Source organism: Robertmurraya korlensis, assembly GCF_023715225.1.
Taxonomy (GTDB): Bacteria; Bacillota; Bacilli; order Bacillales; family Cytobacillaceae; genus Robertmurraya_A.
On record NZ_JAMBNS010000012.1, the window covers coordinates 134,676 to 155,378 of the forward strand.

At 39.8% G+C, this 20,703-nt stretch carries 17 protein-coding genes; 7 read left to right on the top strand and 10 right to left on the bottom strand.

The window, feature by feature from the left end:
* Nucleotides 1-37: 37 nt before the first annotated feature.
* The 5 genes from M3175_RS19785 to M3175_RS19805 all read left to right on the top strand — a co-directional run bounded on the left by M3175_RS19785 (nt 38) and on the right by M3175_RS19805 (nt 4,729).
* Nucleotides 38-799, top strand: a complete 762-nt coding sequence (locus tag M3175_RS19785) for an ABC transporter ATP-binding protein (RefSeq protein ID WP_251522824.1) — start codon at nt 38-40, stop codon at nt 797-799.
* Nucleotides 789-2,735 carry an FtsX-like permease family protein gene (locus M3175_RS19790; RefSeq protein WP_251522748.1) on the top strand — a complete coding sequence of 649 codons (1,947 nt, stop codon included), beginning with the start codon at nt 789-791 and terminating at the stop codon, nt 2,733-2,735. The genes M3175_RS19785 and M3175_RS19790 overlap by 11 nt, the downstream gene beginning before the upstream one ends.
* 132 nt (nt 2,736-2,867) lie before the next feature.
* Nucleotides 2,868-3,872, top strand: coding sequence for a DUF3231 family protein (locus tag M3175_RS19795; protein WP_251522750.1), 1,005 nt, complete (start codon nt 2,868-2,870; stop codon nt 3,870-3,872).
* A gap of 156 nt (nt 3,873-4,028) precedes the next feature.
* Nucleotides 4,029-4,292 carry a tape measure protein gene (locus M3175_RS19800; protein ID WP_251522752.1) on the top strand — a complete coding sequence of 88 codons (264 nt, stop codon included), beginning with the start codon at nt 4,029-4,031 and terminating at the stop codon, nt 4,290-4,292.
* 185 nt (nt 4,293-4,477) lie between these two features.
* Nucleotides 4,478-4,729: a hypothetical protein gene (locus M3175_RS19805; protein WP_251522754.1), complete on the top strand. Its 252-nt coding sequence runs from the start codon at nt 4,478-4,480 to the stop codon at nt 4,727-4,729.
* A gap of 52 nt (nt 4,730-4,781) precedes the next feature.
* Here the strand turns inward: M3175_RS19805 and M3175_RS19810 are convergent, their stop codons facing one another.
* From M3175_RS19810 to M3175_RS19840, 7 genes are all read right to left on the bottom strand, one after another.
* Nucleotides 4,782-5,954: an iron-containing alcohol dehydrogenase gene (locus M3175_RS19810; protein ID WP_251522756.1), complete on the bottom strand. Its 1,173-nt coding sequence runs from the start codon at nt 5,952-5,954 to the stop codon at nt 4,782-4,784.
* A 247-nt stretch (nt 5,955-6,201) separates the two neighbouring features.
* The gene (locus tag M3175_RS19815) at nt 6,202-6,966 is read right to left on the bottom strand and encodes a DeoR/GlpR family DNA-binding transcription regulator (protein WP_251522758.1); all 765 of its coding nucleotides are present in this window, start codon (nt 6,964-6,966) and stop codon (nt 6,202-6,204) included.
* 145 nt (nt 6,967-7,111) lie between these two features.
* On the bottom strand, nt 7,112-8,365 hold the full coding sequence (rhaA, locus tag M3175_RS19820; protein ID WP_251522760.1) for an L-rhamnose isomerase: 1,254 nt from the start codon (nt 8,363-8,365) through the stop codon (nt 7,112-7,114).
* An 18-nt stretch (nt 8,366-8,383) separates the two neighbouring features.
* The gene (rhaB, locus tag M3175_RS19825; RefSeq protein WP_251522762.1) at nt 8,384-9,805 is read right to left on the bottom strand and encodes a rhamnulokinase; all 1,422 of its coding nucleotides are present in this window, start codon (nt 9,803-9,805) and stop codon (nt 8,384-8,386) included.
* A gap of 341 nt (nt 9,806-10,146) precedes the next feature.
* Nucleotides 10,147-11,193 (bottom strand): AraC family transcriptional regulator, encoded by a 1,047-nt coding sequence (locus M3175_RS19830; protein ID WP_251522764.1) that lies wholly within the window; start codon nt 11,191-11,193, stop codon nt 10,147-10,149.
* A gap of 13 nt (nt 11,194-11,206) precedes the next feature.
* Complete coding sequence (locus tag M3175_RS19835; RefSeq protein WP_251522766.1) at nt 11,207-13,795, bottom strand: glycosylhydrolase-like jelly roll fold domain-containing protein; 2,589 nt, start codon at nt 13,793-13,795, stop codon at nt 11,207-11,209.
* 54 nt (nt 13,796-13,849) lie between these two features.
* Nucleotides 13,850-15,247 (bottom strand): PTS transporter subunit EIIC, encoded by a 1,398-nt coding sequence (locus M3175_RS19840; protein WP_251522769.1) that lies wholly within the window; start codon nt 15,245-15,247, stop codon nt 13,850-13,852.
* Between the two features lie 258 nt (nt 15,248-15,505).
* On the opposite strand from M3175_RS19840, the gene M3175_RS19845 reads away from it, so the two are divergent.
* Nucleotides 15,506-16,480: an AraC family transcriptional regulator gene (locus M3175_RS19845; RefSeq protein ID WP_251522771.1), complete on the top strand. Its 975-nt coding sequence runs from the start codon at nt 15,506-15,508 to the stop codon at nt 16,478-16,480.
* Nucleotides 16,481-16,589: 109 nt separating this feature from the next.
* Here the strand turns inward: M3175_RS19845 and ftsZ are convergent, their stop codons facing one another.
* Nucleotides 16,590-17,852, bottom strand: a complete 1,263-nt coding sequence (gene ftsZ, locus M3175_RS19850; RefSeq protein WP_251522773.1) for a cell division protein FtsZ — start codon at nt 17,850-17,852, stop codon at nt 16,590-16,592.
* Between the two features lie 330 nt (nt 17,853-18,182).
* The gene (locus M3175_RS19855; RefSeq protein WP_251522776.1) at nt 18,183-18,764 is read right to left on the bottom strand and encodes a DUF4256 domain-containing protein; all 582 of its coding nucleotides are present in this window, start codon (nt 18,762-18,764) and stop codon (nt 18,183-18,185) included.
* 177 nt (nt 18,765-18,941) lie between these two features.
* Between M3175_RS19855 and M3175_RS19860 the strand changes: the two genes are divergently transcribed.
* The gene (locus tag M3175_RS19860; protein WP_251522778.1) at nt 18,942-19,760 is read left to right on the top strand and encodes a mechanosensitive ion channel family protein; all 819 of its coding nucleotides are present in this window, start codon (nt 18,942-18,944) and stop codon (nt 19,758-19,760) included.
* 44 nt (nt 19,761-19,804) lie between these two features.
* Here the strand turns inward: M3175_RS19860 and M3175_RS19865 are convergent, their stop codons facing one another.
* Entirely contained in the window at nt 19,805-20,686 is an 882-nt protein-coding gene (locus M3175_RS19865) for an ROK family protein (RefSeq protein ID WP_251522780.1), read from the bottom strand.
* Nucleotides 20,687-20,703 lie beyond the last annotated feature (17 nt).

The window sequence follows — 20,703 nt, forward strand, 5'->3', positions numbered from 1 at the left end:
TTTATAATCAAGTCATTGAAGGAAGGAGAGGATGAAATTGAATATTCTAGAAGCAAAACAAATACACAAAAGCTACGGAAATAAATTTAATAAGCAAGAGGTACTAAAAGGCATCAATATGCTCATTGAACAAGGAGAATTCGTCAGTATCATGGGAGCATCTGGATCAGGAAAAACCACTCTACTAAATGTGCTTTCCTCTATAGACCATGTCAGCCAAGGTTCTATTTTTGTGGAAGGAAAAGAGATTACACAGATGCGTGATAAAGAACTCGCCCTTTTCCGTCAAAAGAACTTAGGATTTATTTTTCAGGATTACAATTTATTAGATACACTTACAGTCAAAGAAAACATTTTGCTTCCTTTATCCATTACAAAAACACCAAAAAAGGAAGCAGACCAGAAGTTTACGGATGTAGCCAATGAGTTAGGGATTGCCGAGCTTCAAAATAAGTACCCTAATGAAATTTCCGGAGGACAGAAACAACGAACATCCGCTGCCCGTGCGTTCATTCATGAGCCAAGCCTGATCTTTGCTGACGAGCCAACGGGAGCACTTGATTCAAAGGCAGCGTCCGATTTATTAAATAAGCTTAGCCACTTGAACCAAAAGCGAAAATCTACCATTGTGATGGTCACTCATGATCCTGTAGCAGCCAGCTACTGTTCGAGAGTCATTTTCCTTCGAGACGGACAAATTTATACGCAGCTCAATCGAGGTTCAGAATCAAGGCAAGCCTTTTTCCAGGATATTATGAAAACACAAGGAGTGTTAGGAGGGGTGCAAGATGACCATTAATCAACTCATCCTTCGTTCCTTTAAAAAGAATATCAAAAACTATTATCTCTATGTATTTGCCTTGATTTTTAGTGTTTCTCTCTATTTTGCGTTTGTGACCCTGCAATATGACCCTGCCATGGACACGGTAAAAGGGGGCGTGAAAGGAGGAGCTTCGATACGAGCCGCTTCCGTCCTCCTTGTTGGGATTGTTACCGTCTTTCTCGTATATGCCAATATGATTTTTATCAAAAGACGCAGTAAAGAGATCGGGCTCTTCCATTTAATTGGCATGACTAAACGAAAGATTTTTCGCATTCTTGGAATGGAAAATGCTCTTCTCTACTTTTTGTCGGTAGGCCTTGGTATTTTCCTTGGATTTTCCCTTTCTAAATTAATCATGATGATCTTGCTAAAAATTACTGGAGTAAACGCGGTCACGACCTTACATTTTTCAAGCCAAGCATTTGTTCAAACACTCATTGTGTTTACGCTGATTTTCGTATTAATTCTTGGGATGAATGCTCTTTTTATACGAAAACAGACGATTTTATCCCTATTTCGAGTGACTTCTTCTGCAGAGGCGAAGGTACAAAAGCTGTCTGTATGGGAGATGATTATGGGGATTTTGGGTATTATCCTCATCGCTTTTGGCTACTATATTTCAACCAAGCTGTTTAGTGGAGATTTTACAAACATGACTGAGCTTTTCATTGCCATGATTATCATTTTAGCTTCCGTCATCATCGGAACCTATTTCTTTTACAAAGGCTCGGTCAGCTTTATTTTTAATCTTATTCGAAAAAAGAAGGATGGGTACTTAAATATTAGAGAAGTTCTCTCCTTATCTTCTATCATGTTTCGAATGAAATCGAATTCGTTTCTATTAACCATAGTAACAACCGTATCCGCACTCGCCATCGGTTTGTTATCCCTAAGTTATATCTCTTATTACTCAGCAGAAAAATCAGCTGAAGATAATGTGATTAATGATTTCGCCTTTGTTAGCAAAGAAGATGCACAAACATTTAAGGATGCTCTAAAACGTGAGAATCTGCCCTTTGAGGAGACCATGATTGAGGTTGTGATGGTCACTGCGAATCTGAAATCGATTATCAATATAGAAGGAGAATTATTGGATACAGATCTCAACAAAATGGAGCTGCCCGTCGTTAGTGAAAAATCTGTTCCGGGTATTGATGTGTCTCCAACAGAAACGGTGTTTACCGGATATAGTGATATGCTATCGAAATTCATGGCTCTAGATGACTCTGGAAACATTGAATTACACAGTAAATCCGAATCTATCCCTCTTGATTATATTGGGTTAAGAGATGAGTTTATTATTTCCTGGTATTTTACAAACGGTGGTCAACCTGTTGCGATTGTGGATGATTCCTTGTTTTCTACCCTTCAAGAAGACTTGGTTCCAGAAGTACAGCGAGAATCTTCTGTCTTTATCGGGATTGAAATGAAAAAGGAAGAGACGATACAACAAGCAAATGATCTTTTTATTGATTTAGGACTTCATGAAAATTACATGAATGATTCTCAGCTTCAAATGAGCACAGAACAGAAACAGCTCATGGGGCTCATGATGTTTATCGTTGGTTTCCTTGGACTTACCTTTCTTATTACATCCGGGTGTATTCTTTACTTCAAGCAAATGGACGAAAGCGAAGATGAGAAATCGAATTATACCATCCTACGTAAGCTCGGCTTTACTCAAGGAGACTTAACAAAAGGGATCGGCCTGAAACAGGTATTCAACTTTGGCATTCCTTTAGTCATTGGTCTTTCCCATAGCTATTTTGCGGTCCAATCCGGCTGGTTCTTTTTCGGGGCTGAGCTTTGGACACCAATGGCCCTGGTGATGATTCTATATACAGGCTTATACTCCATCTTCGGATTTTTGTCTGTGCTGAATTATAAAAAAGTGATTAGAAATGCCCTTTAAAGTAAGGATAGATGAGCAGCATGATATTTGCTCCATCTATCCTTTTTTCTCTACAAATATTTGAGTTGCTTGGCCCAAGAGCATGCATATCTATTTCCGTACAAGTAAAAAATACGGAAGAGGTGAGAACAAATGGAATATGATAATTTAAAACTCACAGCTTCCGAAATAGGAACACTATGGGGGGAGTATGTAAACGGAACAATGACCGAGGTAGTAAATCGGTATATGATTTCTATTTTGGAAGACCCATCAATAAAAGAGGTTTTTGAAATTGCCTTAGACACATGGGAAAAGCAAAAGAAGCAGCTTGTTTCCCTCATTGAGAAAGAGGGCTTTCCAGTTCCCATTGGATTCACTGAGTCCGACCTGAATAAAGGTGCAGAAAGATTGTTCTCTGACACATTCTGCTTAAATTATTTACATATTATGACGATAAATGGTTTGTTGGGACATACAACTGCTTTTAGTGTTTCTGTCAGAAAGGACCTACGGGAATTTTACAATTCATGTGATCATGATGCAAAAAGAATGTACGACTTAACTATTGATCTATTGCTTAAAAAGGGAAAATTTCAAAGAGACCCCTATTTCTATCCTAACGAGGGCCCTGAATTTATTTCTGCTAAAGATTTTATAGACGGAATCTTCGGAAAAGGGAGACTTTTATCTGCAACAGAATTAATCAGTCTTTCTCTTAACATAAAAAAGAGCATTATGGCAAAAGCTCTTTCAATCGGATTCAGTCAAGTCACTGGTTCGAAAGAAATAAGAAAGTTTTTTGAGGATTTAGAAAAAGCTGCAGATGGAAACATACAATCCCTTTCAAATATATTGCACAAAGATAATTTGCCCGTTCCAATGTCTTGGGAATCAGAGGTTACCATGTCCACAGACTCTCCTTTTTCAGACAAATTAATGTTGTATCATATGGGATTCTTGGCTCAAACGGCACAAGTATATTACGGAACAGGTCTAGCAACTGCCATGAGAACAGACCTAGGGGGCGTTTATGAAAAAGCCATTCTAAAATCATTGGCCATTACTAAAAACTGGTTTGATCTTATGGTAAAAAACAAGTGGTTAGAACAACCACCACTTGCTCCCAATAGAAAAGAACTTGCACAAGATGAATAATAGAGGCCTTCATTTTTTTATCTCATTATTGCTTAATGATAGTAAGAAACAACTACTAAACAAGGTAAGTAAATGACTTCGGCTGGGTAGGATATGTTTAAGATGGTGCGCTTACATATTTTAATATTCCCCACTAATACGCAAGGAAGTGAGTAGATGGATCCGAATAACGAACGCAATAACTTCGAAGAAAAGGTAGAAGAGAATGACAACAACCAAGGGGCCAATGACTACAGTGAAGCAGCAGGAACTTTGAATGGAGCCGTTGCGGGTGCGATGATCGGTTCTCCATTTGGACTAGTTGGTGCTGTAATTGGCGGTGTTTCAGGCGGTGCGATTGGTAACCAGATGGTGGAGGGCGATAAAGAAGATAACCATTCAGCTTCCGAAAATCGTGTGAGCAAGAATATTAATGAATAGCCATTATTAAAGGACTCCGTTTGATTTTGCAAGGATATGAAGATAATTGCTGTATGGTAGCTAACAGAGGAAACTCCATGCCCTTTTTGTAAAAATAAATGATTAAGTAGAGGTTCGCGCTTTGAAATTGGCCTTGAGAGTCTAATTTCTGAGGGTAATTGGACTGGACTTGAAAGAATTCTCCTTTGGCTGTCCGAATCCTGAGGTTATTTGGACTAGACTTGAAGGAAGTGGCCTTTGACTGTCCGAATCAATGGATTATTCGGACAAGACATGAAAGGAAATCGTCTTTGAGTGTCCAAATCAATGGGTTATTCGGACTGGACTTGAAGGAATTTGCCCTTGGGTGTCCGAATCCTAAGGGAAGTGTGTCCCCTACGAATGCAATTATTCTAAGCAAACTGAATATACCTTTGTTTAAAAGAAAAATAGCGTGAGTCTCACGCTATTTTGTACTTTCTATTTCGTCACCACATTCTCTTATAAAAATTAGCTTAATACTACAGGAGATGCGATTTCTTTAAACATTTCAATCACTTCTTCTTTTGTTGGCTGGAATGGATTCCCTGGTGCACAAGCATCCGCTAATGCATTTGTTGCTAGTTTATCTAAATCCACATCCGTTACCCCCAACTCAGCAAGGGTGCTTGGAATTCCTACTTCCTTACATAGAGCTTTAATTGCTTCAATTACTTCATCGGCGCATTGCTCATCTGTTTTTCCTTCCACTTGAATGCCTGCTGCTTTGGCAATTAAACGGAATTTCTTCGGATCACGTTTCGCATTTTCTCTTTCCACAATCGGTAGAAGCATGGCGTTACATACTCCGTGTGGAAGATCGTACACACCACCAAGCTGGTGCGCCATCGCATGGACAAAACCTAGTCCTGCATTGTTAAAGGCAATACCTGCTAGGAACATGACGTATGTCATTTGTTCTCGAGCTTCAATATCATGACCGTCTTTTACGGCACGAGGCAAGTAGTTAAAAATGATTTCAACAGCCGCTAATGCGGTTGCATCTGTAACAGGGAAGGCACCTGGAGTCACAATCGCTTCAATTGCGTGAGTGAGTGCATCCACCCCCGTCGCAGCAGTCAAATCAGCTGGTTTATCAACCATCAGTTCTGGGTCATTTACTGAGATGGTTACTAAGCTGTTTTTATCCACCATAACCATTTTTACTTCACGATCTGTATCTGTAATTACATAGTTAATAGTAAATTCACTGGAAGTACCAGCGGTCGTGTTGACAGCAACAATCGGAACCGACTTATTCTTAGTTTTTCCAACACCTTCATAGTCTCGTAAATCTCCTCCATTTGTTACATAAAGTCCAATTGCCTTTGCCGCGTCCTGAGGAGATCCTCCACCAATTGATACGATGAAATCACAAGCGTTTTCCTTAAACACTTCAACCCCTTCATACACATTTTGAACTGTAGGATTGGGTTTTACATCATCAAAGATGACATATTCTAGATCAATCGTATCGAGTTCCGCAAGAACTTTTCCTGCTAAACCGGATTGATTTAAGAACTTATCCGTGACAACTAATGCCTTTTTTTGACTCAGTTCTTTTACAAGTGCTGGCAGTTCTTTTAAACAGCCTCTGCCCATTAGGTTGGTGCTTGGTACATAATACACACGTGCATTGCTCATCTTTTCTTCCTCCTTCAACAATTGTTCACCTTTTCACAAATGAATACAAAAAAATTACGAAGGGTTTTCAAAAACCTTTCTTTATATTTCCTATACTCTAATCTTACTCCCCTCACTTTATATAATCAACATAAATACAGGTATATATTTTTGTTTATTTTTGATTTTTAACATTTTGGACACAAAGATATTTTGTTTAATTCTGTTACCATAATAAAAAACAGACCTAGCTTGGTCTGTTTTCCTCTTATATATTGACAAAGATTAATTTGACTTCCTTTTCTTCAAGTCTCTCTCTTGTCCGATCATCCATATTTGAATCGGTAATAATGCTATGCACAGCGGATAATGAGTTGATTTGCGAGAAGGCTCTTTTTCCAAATTTGCTTGAATCCGCCATTAAGATCACCTTATCCGCAATCTGAATCATGTCCTTTTTTAATAACGCTTGCAGTTCATTCGTATCACTAAGTCCACCATCTGGATGAATCGCCTTACATGAAAAGAACATTTTGTTCACATGGTACATTTTCAAGGAACGTTCTGCTAGAGGACCTACATACGAAAGTGAAATCGACATTAGGTTTCCACCCGTTGAGATCACACGGATTTGCTCCTTTTTACTTAGCTCCAGGGCTACTTTAATTGAATTCGTTAAGACCGTTAACGGCATGTCTGGCAGCTCTTTGGCCATATACCAAGCGGTAGTGCTCGCATCAAGTACGATTTGATCCCCCGGCTCCACCATTTTTACCGCTTCTAACGCGATGGCACGCTTTTCAGCCGCTCTGGTAATTTCTCTTTCCAAGTAAGAAACTTCATTATCTTCCTTGTCAATACTTACGGCACCACCATGACTTCTTTCTAGCAAGCCATCCTTTTCTAACTTTTCAAGATCTCTACGAATCGTTTCTTCCGTCACTGAAAAAATTTTGCTCAGTTCTGACACTCTTATACTTAAACGTTCATTAACTAGATCAACAATTTTCCTCTGCCTTTCAGCTACAAGCACGAACGTACACCCTTCCCCGATTGAACGTTGATTTATATTTGATTATTTTTATTTTTATGTTAATTTCATGTTAAATTATAGCATATTCTTTGAAAAACAAAAAGATAGTAGACCTCCACAAAGGAAGATCTACTTATCTTTTTTGTTATCTTTTTGAAAGTACTTCGTTTTCGTATGATTTTACTTCTTCTAACCAAGCTTCTTTTACTGGCACGCCCATCTGTTCGCAATAATAATCCCATATTGCTCCGAACGGATAGGTTTTGAATTCCTCCATTAATGCCAATCTTTCGGTAAAATTGCCTTCTTCTTGAAGCTGTTTTAACTTTTCGTTTGGCACAAGCATCGCGTATAACAGTGCCTTTACCATATTTCTTGTACCAATTGTCCAAGCCGCTACACGGTTAATACTTGCATCAAAGAAATCAAGACCAATGATTACACGATTTAGTGCATCGTTACGAACAATTTCAAGGGCGATTTCTTTTAGTTCATCATCTAAAATCACGACATGGTCGCTATCCCAGCGCACAGGTCTTGATACGTGAAGTGCTACCTTGTCACTATATAAAAGCATCGAAGAGATTTTGTTGGATACTGTTTCTGTTGGATGATAATGTCCTGTATCTAGTAAGCAGATTTTATCGTTCTTTAATGCGTAGCCTAAGTAGAATTCATGAGAACCGACCACATACGATTCAGACCCAATTCCAAATACTTTGCTTTCTACTGCATCAAGATTATATGACTCATCAACTGGTACTGCGAAAATTTTATCCAAAGAGTCCTTTAAGCGTTGTCTTGGCGTCAATCTGTCACTCGGAATATCTTTATAGCCATCTGGAATCCAAATATTTGTTAACGCTGGAGTTCCCAGTTCTTTTCCGAAATACTCCCCGATTTTTCGACTTCCAATACAGTGATTAATCCAAAACTCACGAATCTCTTCATCTGGATGTGAAAGGGTTAATCCATCTGATGCTTTTGGATGGGAGAATAGAGTGGGGTTATAATCTAGCCCTAATCCTTGTTCCTTCGCCCAAGCAACCCAATTTTCAAAATGCTTTGGCTCTAGCTGATCACGATCTACCACTTCCCCGTTTGTTTCTGCGTAGATCGCATGAAGATTGACACGATGCTTTCCTGGAATGAGAGAAAGTGCTTTTTCTAGGTCGCTACGCAATTGCTCCGGTGTCGTTGCCTTTCCAGGGTAGTTTCCGGTTACATCAATTCCACCAGATAGCTCACTTGGATTTACTTCAAATCCCCCTATATCATCACCTTGCCAGCAGTGGATAGAAATAGGAACTGATTTTAATTTTTGTAATTCGTCTTCAACATCGATTCCCCATTTTGCGTATGCTTGCTTTGCTAGTTCATAGTTTTCCTTAATAGTCATAATATTCTTCCTCTCCGATTATGAGTTGGCTACTGATTTAGTAGGTTCGTACTTTTTCACTTCAAAAGACTGTTTGATGATAGAACGTGCTTCCTCTAGATCCGTAAATTCACCTAATGCCATCAATTGAGCTACGATATTCCCAATAGCTGTGGCTTCAATCGGACCAGCGAGCACTTCCTTATTCGTCACATCCGCCACAAGCTGATTTAGCATTTCATTTTGACAGCCACCACCGATGACATTGATCTTATGGAATGACTTTTCAAAGATGCTCTCGATTTCTCCGATGGTTTCTTTGTAGCTAGCGGCTAAACTATCATACACGCATTTCGCCACTTCCCCTGGTGTACTAGGAACACTTTGTCCCGTCTCGATGCAATAATTCATCATTTCCTGTACCATATTTTCCGGTTTTAAAAATCGATCATCATTGACGTTTACGATCGCCCGGAAGTCTCCTGCCTCTTCCGCCAGTTCTACTAGTCTAGCGAAGGAGTATTCATGATCGTAGTTTCGCTTTACCTCTTGAATCATCCAAAGCCCCATAATATTTTTCAAGAAACGGAAGCGATAATCGATGCCGCCTTCATTGGTAAAATTGTAATCTAGCGCTTTCGTGACACAGATCGGGAAATGATTCTCCGTCCCCATTAACGACCATGTTCCTGAGCTTATATAAATGGTACTTTCCTCTTCTGGCACAGAGATGACGGCCGATCCGGTATCATGTGTGGCAGGGAGAATAACGTTCATATCAAAGCCAAGTTCAGATACAAGCTCTTCCTTCAAGTTTCCTAGAATCGTCTTTGGCAGTTGAATTTCATGGAACATGTCCTTATTAATTCCTAAAATATCTAACAGCTCGTAGTCCCACTTTTTCGTAAAAGCATTGACCAGTTGTGTGGATGTTGCATTGGTGTATTCGTTCGATTTTTTTCCTGTGAGTAAAAAGTTTAAATAATCCGGTATCATTAAAAAGGATTTTGCTTTTGCTAAAATGTCAGGATGGTTCTTTTTCAGTGAGTAGAGCTGGTAAATTGTGTTGAACTTTTGAAATTGAATCCCTGTTTCTAGATAAAGTCGTTCTTTTGAGATGATCTGGAATACCTCTTCCATCATGCCGTCCGTTCGTGGATCACGATAGGACACAGCTTCTGTAAGCGGCTCATCATTTTCATCTAGTAAGACAAAGTCAACCGCCCACGTGTCGATCCCGATGCTATCTGGTGCAATACCTAGTTCACTGCACTTTTTTAACCCTGTTTTGATTTCCTCAAACAGTCGATCAATCTCCCAGCAAAAGTGGGTCCCTTTTTGCACGATCTTATTTTCAAATCGATATAATTCACGTAACTGTAATTGCCCATTTTCTCTATAGCCTAACATTAATCTTCCGCTTGAAGCACCAATATCAACAGCAATACTGTACTTGTTCATCCTCAACGCTCCTTTTGGTGTAACCGCTTACGATACTACTATCATACTAGATTCAGAGAAATATCCTATAACGGGATTCACTTAATTTATTGACCTTATTTGCAAGAAGAAAAGCGGAAGCAGCTTGGTCAGCTCCGACAGTCATAAGAGCTTAAATTGAATAGAAGGGCCAATTTTTCATTAAAAACATAAAAAACTGGCCGAAATTATATTCGACCAGTGCTTTTCTGTTTCTCTAGAGGGCTATTTTAACCAAATTTAAACAAAAAGTTTCCCCTTCAAGTTGCTTTTCAGTTGTTTATTTGCGATTCAAGAATTTTATTTGCAGCTGAACACAAAGTTCATCTGCTCTTCAGCTCCACTCGATAGTCCTTGGGAGTTTTTCCGTATTTGCTTTTAAAAATCCGGTAGAAGTAGCTCATATTATCGTAGCCTACTTCATCAATGATTTTTGTAATCGGCATTTCGGTTCTTTCTAGAAACTCTTTGGCTTTTGTTAGTCTCTTTTCCTGTAGAAGCTCTTTAAAAGTATATTTCGTCGCCTGCTTAATTTGCTTACTTACTGCATAGTGAGGCTGATTCAATTGCTCAGCTAATTCATAGAGAGAAGCATTTTGATAATGTTCATCAATATACTTCATCGTCTCGACAAGGATATAGTGATGTTCGGTGCTTAGTTCATTTTGCTTTAATTTATCTGTGTGCTTTAATAGCTCTATCATTAAAAGCCCCATATAAAGCTTCAAGGTAGACTCTGAAAATAACGAAGGTTCCATGATTTCATCCATCATCTTCTTTATTAACTCTTGAATAGACTCCACATGTGTAACAGCAAAGTATAAGTATTGTCCGTTCTGCGTGTGATTATAGAGGCTGTTTATAATGAAGTTACTCATTAAATTCGTTGAGGATAAATACGAAAAAATGAAATCAAAGAATTTTGGCTGAATAATAAAATTAATAATAATATCCTCTTTTGCACAAGCTTCAATTTCATGTTCAATATGCTGGTTCAAAAATAATAGCTCGCCCTGCTTTAAGTGAACATTCTCCGTTCCAACTTTCTGCTTTAACTCACCATGAAACACATAATTAATTTCGATATAATTGTGGCGATGCTTGGGAAAATCAATAAATCGTGTATGCTTTCGCAGCATAATCATCTCGTTTGGATTCAAGAACTTTTCACTTTCAATAATAAAAGACGTTTGATTCGTATAAAGGTCCTTTTTGATTTCGCTACTTTGCTCGAGAATCATCTGTTCTTCTTCTGTCATTTCCATCAAGGTTGCAAGAAGATCATTTCCCATATTACACCTCATGAACGTGATTTGTGTTGTCTTTAGTGTAATATAAAAGCTTGCAGGGATAAACACTGCAAGCTCCATTTTTCTCTATCTATTATTTTTTCAACATAACCGGACCTAGTAACCCAGTCGGCTCTAATATCATGTACTGTGACAAATAATCTTGCTCTTGTCTTCCTAAATTATTGGTTACCTCAATGATTAGAGAGTTTGTCCCTTCGACCAGTGACCCCAACACATCAAATACATATGGTGGAGTGATTTTTACGCCAAGATTTTTTCCATTAAGTGTTACCTCAGCTACCTCATACACTTTTCCTAAATCAAGAACGGCATTTTCTGGTACCTCATTCAGTTGAAATTCCACTTCATATTTCACTGTTCCTGAAAAAGTAGTGTATCCCTCCAGCTTAGATATATCCTGAAGCTTTACTAGTTTCGCACCCGGCTCGAAATCAGGGTACATCTTAGAAGATGAGAAAGATACTTGCCAATCTCCCTTTACTTCCTCACTTATGGTTAAGGCAGGGTGATTTGTCTTTTCCTCGATACTTTCTACTACGATGACAGACTCATAGGCTTCTAAGCTTAACCCAACGATCGTTTTACCATCAACAATTTTGTAGGGAATGTTTCGGAATGAATTCGAAAACCCATCATATGCAACCACATGTGTTCCGATCCCTAAAGTCACTTCTGTTTCAATACGCTTATAAGGATCTTCGTTAAAGAACATATAGATGTGTCCGTCTGGTTGTTCGTAATGGTAGTAGCGTAAATAAGGTTGTTTCTCTGACGCTTTGATTTCATATATCCCTTTTGAATAGAGCATATTTGCAAGATCATGGAGTCCAACCACTTCACAATCTTGTATCCATTCGCTTATAGGTAACCCTTCCTCATTCCTTGTTGGTGTTCCGTCAACAAATAGTACCGTAATACCTGCATCGGTTAACTGTTTCACTCTCTCAAGGAATTTTTGTGGCAATGCCTCCGAGTAAGGAATAACCAATGCATCGAATGATTCCTCATTAATTCTGAACTGCCTCTGTTGAAGGCTCGCTTCACAAATTAAATCAATGGGAATAACATCAAAATCAATTTGGTGCTGGGTTAATTCACGTGCCGGCTTTTGAAATAGCATGTACTCCCCTAACCATTCTGCTTCCGCATGGTAAAGCAAACCAACTTTAGCCACGTGCTTTCCCCCACTTAATAAATGGCTAACTCTATTCATATAATTAAATAAGACATTCATAAAGCGATATTGCGGATTGTATCCATTGGCATAAAAATGTGGTGGGCAATCCGGATCTGGAAATGACTTCGGTGAAAACGCGTGTGGAACAAAATGATTTACACCTCTTACTAACATATGGTCCGTAATCCACTTCATTAATTTGATTCCCTCAGCCCAACCATAGGCACCATAGACTTCACACATCGTTCGATTTTTCTTTTTTGGATCCAAATGACCTAAAGAAGTTCCCATTTTTGTCATAGCATAATGGAAGAACTCGCCATCCCAACCTTTGGATGTCATTGATTTAAAAGGACCCTTATCCATACCAGGCATAATCTGATTTAACACCACATCGAGACCCGCCATATCTTGTTCCCATAAGCCACGATAGTAATGTCCCGTTCCGTAGCCTAACCTCGCATGAGAGTTATTGTCTTCAATGAGATGGCCAATATATTCGACTCCATGTTCACGACACCAAGAAGCCAGCGTACCTGTAAAGGCTTCTCCATACAAACGTGAAACCACGTCCATATACTTGTATCGAATCGAGTGTTCAGCACCATTTGCTTCTATAGGAGATAACAACGGAAGCTTGATCAATTCCTCCTTATCAAATTTCTCTAATAGATCTTCCCTCCACGGAAAGACCATTTCATATCTTCCGATCGATCCATCCGACCCATGCATATTCCCGAAACGAGGTTCATCTGAGAAAAAACCGGCAAATGTCTTTCCGAAGTCATCCGCATAATGAGAATAATGCGACTCATATACTTCGTTTATTAATACCTTTACTGCTTCAGGATCAAGTGGATTTAAGTATCCCTCTGTATGCTTCTCTCCACCAAAAATGGTTTGGAGCATAACAAAAACTCGCCATTCTCCCTCTGGTATATTCCAACGTAAGACTCCTTCACTTTCAAAAGAACTGACATTTTGTAAGGTTTTAGGGTCAATGCTATTTGGACCCGTCTTTTTAGCCACAACAATACCCAAAATTTCATCTTGAACCGCTTCTATTTTGTGCTCGAGCGACAATCGATTTCCCGGACTTCCCCACTTTACTAAAATAGAGGCATCCTCAAGTGGACCAACAAAGTCTAGTTGATGAATCTTCAAATATTTTTTCACATGCTCTGGATGGTCAGATTCCACTTTCCCATTAGCATAACCAGTAGGAAAATGAGAGTCGTCAAGAAGCCATACTTTCATCTCTCTCTTTCTTGCTTCATCCATGATCACATCCATATCACGCCACCATTTTTCTCCAAGAAAATCAGGATGAGGTCTGGATTCGACACATACCGCCCGAATTCCCGTATCATAAATCTTTTGCATATATTCTCTTAAAAGCTGATCCTCTTCTCCATGTAACCATAAGAATGGGAAGATATAATTACCTTGTTTATGTTCTAGCACTTCGTTTAATCTCTTCATTCTGAATCATTCCTTATGTGGCCTGTACCATAGGCGTACTTGTTCTTAACCCTCTTACTTCACTTCTACATTTGCCATTTTAGTAGTATTAGTTTTCACTTCTTTATCCTTAAATCCGAACAAATAAGTCAGGATAGCTGCACCGAAGAAACTAATTCCAATAGAAATGAGGAATCCAGCAAATCCTGCATCAAACCCTTCTGGATTAATAAATAGCGGAATGCCAAAGATTCCTGAAGCACCAAATCCGAAAGCTTTTGCCCCCATACTTCCAGCAAAAATCCCTCCGATTCCACCTGCAATACATGCCATAATAAAAGGCTTCTTTGTCGGAAGGTTCACTCCATAGATCGCTGGTTCTGTAATACCCATGATCCCTGAAATACTCGCAGAAGTTGCTACCGCCTTCATTGACTTTTCTCTAGTCTTAAGAGCCACTCCCAATGCGGCACCAGCTTGAGCCATTGCAGGTCCAAACAATAATGCATTGATTGGGTCAAACCCAAGTGTTGTAATATTGTTGATGAGTAGAGGAATAAATCCCCAGTGTAGTCCAAAAATAATAATGACTTGCCAGAAAGCTCCTAGAATAATCCCCGCAATCAATGGAGATAAATTATAAGCTCCATTTGTGACAGCTGCTAATAGATTACTCACTTGCGTAACAAGAGGTCCTATTGCTAGAAATGTTAGTGGCAATACAACTGCTATCACAATAAGCGGTGTGACAAATAGCTTAATAGAGGCGTGAAGTTTCTTATTTAAAAATCCTTCTAACTTAGCAGCAATCCAAGATGCAGCAATAATAGGAAATACAGAAGAAGTATAATTCAGTAAAACTACTGGTATTCCTAAAAATGATAGTGCCGTACCTTCAGTGAAGGCTGTGAGCATGGTTGGATAAACGAGTGCTGCACCAATAGAAGCTGTTATATATGGATTGGCGCCAAATCGTTTTCCTGCTGAAAATCCAATTAGTATGGGAAAGAAGTAAAAAAGGGCGTCAGCCGCAGCGTATAAGATCTGGTATGTGCCCATTTCAGTAGTCATCCACTTTAATGACACACACAAGGCAAGCAGCCCTTTAAGAATCCCCGCCCCAGCAAGTGCACCAATTGTCGGCATAAAAATTCCTGTAATCATACTTATAAAACGATTAAACAAAGACTTCTTTTCTTCGGAGTTCTCTTCTACCGTCACTGGAGATTCACCGATGATTTTCGTCACTTCCTGGTAGACAGAGGGAACCTCGGTACCAATAACTACCTGGTATTGCCCCCCACTCTCAACAACGGTCATCACACCATTTACTTGCTTCACTTGATCTGTATCTACTATACTGCGATTTTTCAACTTAAATCGTAATCTTGTTACACAATGAATCACACTGCTTACATTCTCTTTCCCACCAACAGCAGCTAAAACATCCCTAGCGACTTGTTCATAATTCATGTAATCCAACTCCTTTTCTCGTCTTTGAAGTGATTCAAAACTAACAAAAACCAAGCAGTTTTCAAAATTTATACCTTGCCTCTCAATCATCTAATAGAGTAAGATTTTTATTATTACACAGTAATTTTTTGCTTTTTTTTAAATTGATAACGTTATCATAAACTTATTTTAACAATGAGTAGAACCAATCGTAACGTCTATACTTCATCAATCGACTTACCAAACTTCATATATAGAATTTAGAACTTGGAGGCTCTAATGAATAAAACGGAATTACGACATCTCCTGTTTGAAATGTCTGAGAGCGAATTAAAGCACAAGCAAAATCCAGAGCAAGGTTTAACCAAGTATAAAAACTTTAAAACCGTTAGTGATCATCCTGGTGACCCTGTTTATGTTTTTGATTTTGACATGAATCATATTTGGGTCACCAAGCACTCTCGGTATTCAGTGATTCCTATGCATATACACAGTTATGTGGAAATCAATTATGTTTACGCTGGATCTTGTACCCAAATCATCAATGGGAAGGAAGTTCAACTGGTTGAAGGGGACGTTTGTATACTAGACACTAATGTTCCACATACGATAAAAAACACCTATGAAGAAGACATTATTATTAATTTTCTACTACCTAAGTCTTTTATCTCTACATCTTTTTTAAGTAGATTAGCTGGCAACGGGATTATCTCGAGCTTTCTAGTCAACTCCATTTCAACGACCCAAAATCACAACAGATACATCATGTTTCACTCTGGAAAAAATGAGCATCTAAAAGATGTCATTGAAAATGTCTTGCTTGAATATTATCAACCACAAATTTTCTCAAAAGATATGATTGAATCTTATATGATTATTATTTTTGGAGAACTTCTTCGGACCTACCAAAATAATAAATCTCAAGAATATATTGGTTCTTCCAAAACGTACCTTGGTGATATTTTGCAATACCTAGAAGATAACTTTAATAGTTGTTCACTTATTTCAACAGCCCAGCACTTTAACTTTCATCCCAATTATTTAAGTACCTACCTGAAAAAAAGTACAGGGCATTCGTTTAAAGACCTCATTCAAATGCAGAGAATGACACGTGCATCCATCTTATTAACCAACAGTAAAATGAACATTGATGAAATTGCCCATGAGATCGGCTATAGAAACTTAGGATTTTTTTATAAAAAGTTTCAAGAACTCTATGGAATGACTCCACATGAGTACAGAAAGAAAAGCTGACATCAAAATTGGCCTATAAAAAAGCAAAACTCGCCCCCAAAAAAGGCGAGTTTTCTTTATTAATTAAAAGATCAAATCACCAATGATTTAACCTTTTTTGTTCGTTGGTTTACCGCCTTCTGCTTCGCTTACGCAGGAACGATGGAATATCAAGCGAGTCTTCTTGCTGCTCGGTATCCTGTTCGTAATTCGAGGGATTTTCGTAGGCAGGCGGCTGGCTGTGATTGCCATATGGGCTGTAGTTGCCGGATTGGCCGTAGCTTCCGAACTGGCTGTAATTTTGGGCTTGGCCGTAATAACCCGATTCTGCATGAACAACAGGCTCTCGCTGTCTCGACTGAGCGTGGTATTGTTCTCGAGAAATGGCAATCCTGTCTCCAGAACGGTGCAATGTGTTTGACGGAGGTGCGTCTTCTTCATCATGATCGAAGCCGGTGGCAATCACGGTCACCATGATTTCTTCATTCAAATTTTCATTGATGACCGATCCAAAAATCATGTTAAGCTGATTATCTGTTGCAGCCGCCACAATATCGGCCGCTTCCTGAACTTCATACAAACTGAGGTTCATGCCGCCTGTGATGTTCATCAGCACTCCTTTCGCGCCATTGATGCTTGTTTCAAGCAACGGCGAGGAGATGGCCTTTTTGGCAGCTTCGGCAGCACGGTCTTCGCCTGAAGCCACTCCGATGCCCATAAGCGCCGTTCCTTTGTTGGACATGATCGTTTTCACGTCAGCAAAGTCCAGGTTAATCAAGCCTGGCACAGCGATCAAGTCGGAAATGCCCTGTACACCCTGCCTGAGGACATTGTCCGCCTCACGGAAGGCTTCAATCATCGGTGTTTTCTTGTCAACGATTTGCAGCAATCGCTCGTTTGGAATGATAATTAAGGTATTAACGGCTTTCTTCATCTCTTCAATTCCAGAGGCCGCATTTTGTGCCCGCTTACGGCCTTCAAAAGTGAACGGACGAGTCACCACTCCAATTGTAAGTGCACCAAGTTCGCGCGCGATATGGGCAATCGCCGGCGCAGCTCCGGTCCCGGTTCCGCCGCCCATTCCTGCCGTTACGAACACCATGTCCGCACCTTGCAAGGCATCCCTGATCTGTTGCCTGCTTTCCTCGACAGCCTTTTTGCCGATTTCAGGATTGGCACCAGCCCCCAGGCCCCTGGTCAGCGAACCGCCGATTTGCATCGTGACCTCCGCTTTTGACATGTTGAGAGCCTGCGCATCTGTATTCACGGCAATGAACTCCACTCCCTGCACACCGTCCTCAATCATCCTGTTCACGGCATTATTTCCGCCGCCCCCAACCCCAATTACTTTTATAGTGGCAAATTGATCGATATTGGTTTCAAATCCTAGCATATATAGTCCCCCCAAATAGCTTCAGATATTGCCCCCTATTTTTCTCTATACCTATAAAATTCGCTATCAGCATGGAAATTCTGTCTTTTCCTGCAATTTGTTAAAGAACTGTAATTTTACAGTAACATAGTGTCATTCTTCGTGGGTGTGATGCACAAGCGACTCGGCAGGAGTTTACAGATATGACGGGAATATGGCGAGGTAACGCTGGTAACGTGCGGTCCCGTTTATCGAATAAGAAAAAGTGGTCATAATCGACCACTTCTTCTCTTCATACATTCACTTTATAGTTTAACGCTAACTCATCGCTAGGAAGTCCTCATACAAAATTTAGACCCTTAGCGAGCCACGGAATCCTCTTGCAGCATAGTAAGATTCGGCACCGTTATGATACAAGAAGACATGATCGAAGCGACAGTCGCAAAAAAGGGCCCCACCGAGTTGTCTAATAGCAGAGGGTGTTTGTACCCAGCTCGATGTTTTCATATCAAAATTCCCAAGCTGCTGCAGCTCTCGATACTGATCCTCTGTTAATAGTTCAATGCCCATGGCAGATGCCATATTGATTGCGCTATTTTCCGGTTTATGATTTTTCCTTGACTCTAACGCTTCGTGGTCGTAACAAACACTTCTGCGACCTTTAGGACTTTCCACTGAACAATCATAAAATATGTATTCGTCCTTCTCCTGATCATAACCAACCACATCCGGTTCACCGCCGGTTCTTTCCATTTCATAAAGCGACCACAGTTTTTCCGTGTTCACTTCCAGCTTCGCTTGGATGTTATCCCATTCAAGACCTTTGTGGCGGTTTATGTTTTTTTCAAAACGAGCTTTCAATACTTTAATTAAATCTTCACGTTGGTCTAATGACAATTCCTCATTATTACTGATGGCATTTCCCTTTGTCATCTTCATTCCCCCTAATGGTTGGTTATTACTTCTAATGGTTTAAGTATATATGCATTGTAGTTTAAAAATAAATCGTTTTCAAAAAACTACGATAGTATTCCCATCCATTTATGCAAGTTAATTTTTCTCCTTTTCCACATTCCTTTGGTATAGTAAAAGAAGTGGAGGGTTGATCAAATGTTTTCCTTGGAACTGTTCGAAAAATTGCCCGTAAAGATTTTAATTGTGGCATTGCTGATTATACTTACTGTTTATTTGATTCGTAAATCCATCAAGCTTTTCTTTGACAAAACGAGCTTCTTGGATGAAAAGCGCGAAGAAACCTTGATGCATTTCGCGTACCAGGTGACCAAGTTAATGGGACTGGTGTTCTTCTTTCTTTATGTGCTCAGCAATTTCTATGACCTAACTAGGCTTGTTACCGGTTCGGTCGTGGTGGCCGGTGCTCTGGCATTGATTTTCCAGCATATCATCCGTGATTACATTATGGGGCTGACTTACTTGTTTGAACGTCAGATTCATCACGGAGATTATGTGATCATTAATGGAAATCATCAGGGGAAAATCGAGGAAATCAGCATGCGCCACCTGAAAATTCGTCAGTTTGATGGTTACCTGTATTCGGTTTCCTATAGCAATATCAATGAACTACATAACGGGAGCAGGGGAAGGCGCCGGGTGAACGAAAGCCTTGTTCTCAGCTATAGCCAAAATCCAGAGGACGCTTATCAGGTACTAGACGAAGTAGCTCAAACTTGTAACGAGAAATATGGAGAATTCTTGTTGAAGGATGAGAAAGGTGTTCCCTTGGAGAGCTTCAAATTTAACCAAATCACCGAACTGAACGTTGATTTCAGGGGTCATAGGTACTCCATATCCGGACTAGTGAAGGAAGAAGATCTCGTTGAAGCTAGCAAAAAGGTCAGGTATGAATTGGCCATGGCTGCCTATATGAACAACCTGGAGATGGCAGAGAACTTTAACACGGGCCACTAAAAAAATGGGACGTATGCTCATGCATAGGTCCCTTCTTGTTCCATTTATTTGTTCATAAAGTGATATACTGCCCCAATCATCCCGGCATCATTTCTATGTTTGCATGGAGCAATTTCCACTTTTAAAAACTTCCACCACTCAAGTTCTTCTAGCTTTTCTTGAATTTGCTCAATTAGACCTTCTCTCGCACTAACTCCCCCACCAATTAGGATCTTCTGTGGGTTGAGAGTCACTGCCAAATTAAAGAGTCCGTAACTTATATGCTCCAACCAGTCATGAATTAATTGGTCCACCTCTTGATTTTCAGTAGCCTCGGAAAAAATCGACTCTCCCTCAACCTTTACATCCGCTTCCAAGCCCTTATACTCTCTATACCTTTTGATCAGACTTGTGGTAGAAGAGTTGGTATGAAGCATTTCCTTCCCCTTAGCATCTACTTTCGTTAGCATAAAGCCAAATTCACCACCGCGGAATGTATGGCCATGGACGATCTTTCCATTCACCATGATCCCTCCGCCAATTCCTGTGCCGATCGTATAGCAAATGAAGTCATCACAGCCTACGGCATTTCCGCTCCATCTTTCCGCTAACGCCGAGCAATTTCCATCATTCTCAATCTCCACTCGTAAAGGAACCATGGCTTCCAGGAGCTCCTTTAGATTTTTTCTGTCCAGAGCTATTATGGCTCCTGCTCTCTCAGCAAAACCGGTGCTTGGATTAATGAAGCCCGGAAGGCTAATGGCGACGCCTTCCACTTCATGAGCCTCTTTATATTCCATGATCGTTCTGACCATATCAACCAAAAAGACCTCTAGGTCATCACAGGTAGTTGAGTAGCTCCCTTTTGTCACAATCGTTCCATCTTCAAGTACGATTCCGTGCTTTACCTTTGTTCCACCCACGTCAAAAGAAATATACTTTTTCATCTTCTTCTCCTTTTAGC

Bases quoted from the DNA above. Each gene is read 5' to 3' on its own strand.
- M3175_RS19800 (WP_251522752.1), top strand. From the start codon at position 4,029: ATGGATCCGAATAACGAACGCAATAACTTCGAAGAAAAGGTAGAAGAG.
- M3175_RS19810 (WP_251522756.1), bottom strand. From the start codon at position 5,954: ATGAGCAATGCACGTGTGTATTATGTACCAAGCACCAACCTAATGGGC.
- M3175_RS19865 (WP_251522780.1), bottom strand. From the start codon at position 20,686: ATGAAAAAGTATATTTCTTTTGACGTGGGTGGAACAAAGGTAAAGCAC.
- M3175_RS19845 (WP_251522771.1), top strand. From the start codon at position 15,506: ATGAATAAAACGGAATTACGACATCTCCTGTTTGAAATGTCTGAGAGC.
- M3175_RS19840 (WP_251522769.1), bottom strand. From the start codon at position 15,247: ATGAATTATGAACAAGTCGCTAGGGATGTTTTAGCTGCTGTTGGTGGG.
- M3175_RS19790 (WP_251522748.1), top strand. From the start codon at position 789: ATGACCATTAATCAACTCATCCTTCGTTCCTTTAAAAAGAATATCAAA.
- M3175_RS19835 (WP_251522766.1), bottom strand. From the start codon at position 13,795: ATGAAGAGATTAAACGAAGTGCTAGAACATAAACAAGGTAATTATATC.
- rhaB (WP_251522762.1), bottom strand. From the start codon at position 9,805: ATGAACAAGTACAGTATTGCTGTTGATATTGGTGCTTCAAGCGGAAGA.
- M3175_RS19860 (WP_251522778.1), top strand. From the start codon at position 18,942: ATGTTTTCCTTGGAACTGTTCGAAAAATTGCCCGTAAAGATTTTAATT.
- ftsZ (WP_251522773.1), bottom strand. From the start codon at position 17,852: ATGCTAGGATTTGAAACCAATATCGATCAATTTGCCACTATAAAAGTA.
- M3175_RS19795 (WP_251522750.1), top strand. From the start codon at position 2,868: ATGGAATATGATAATTTAAAACTCACAGCTTCCGAAATAGGAACACTA.
- rhaA (WP_251522760.1), bottom strand. From the start codon at position 8,365: ATGACTATTAAGGAAAACTATGAACTAGCAAAGCAAGCATACGCAAAA.
- M3175_RS19855 (WP_251522776.1), bottom strand. From the start codon at position 18,764: ATGACAAAGGGAAATGCCATCAGTAATAATGAGGAATTGTCATTAGAC.
- M3175_RS19830 (WP_251522764.1), bottom strand. From the start codon at position 11,193: ATGGAGCTTGCAGTGTTTATCCCTGCAAGCTTTTATATTACACTAAAG.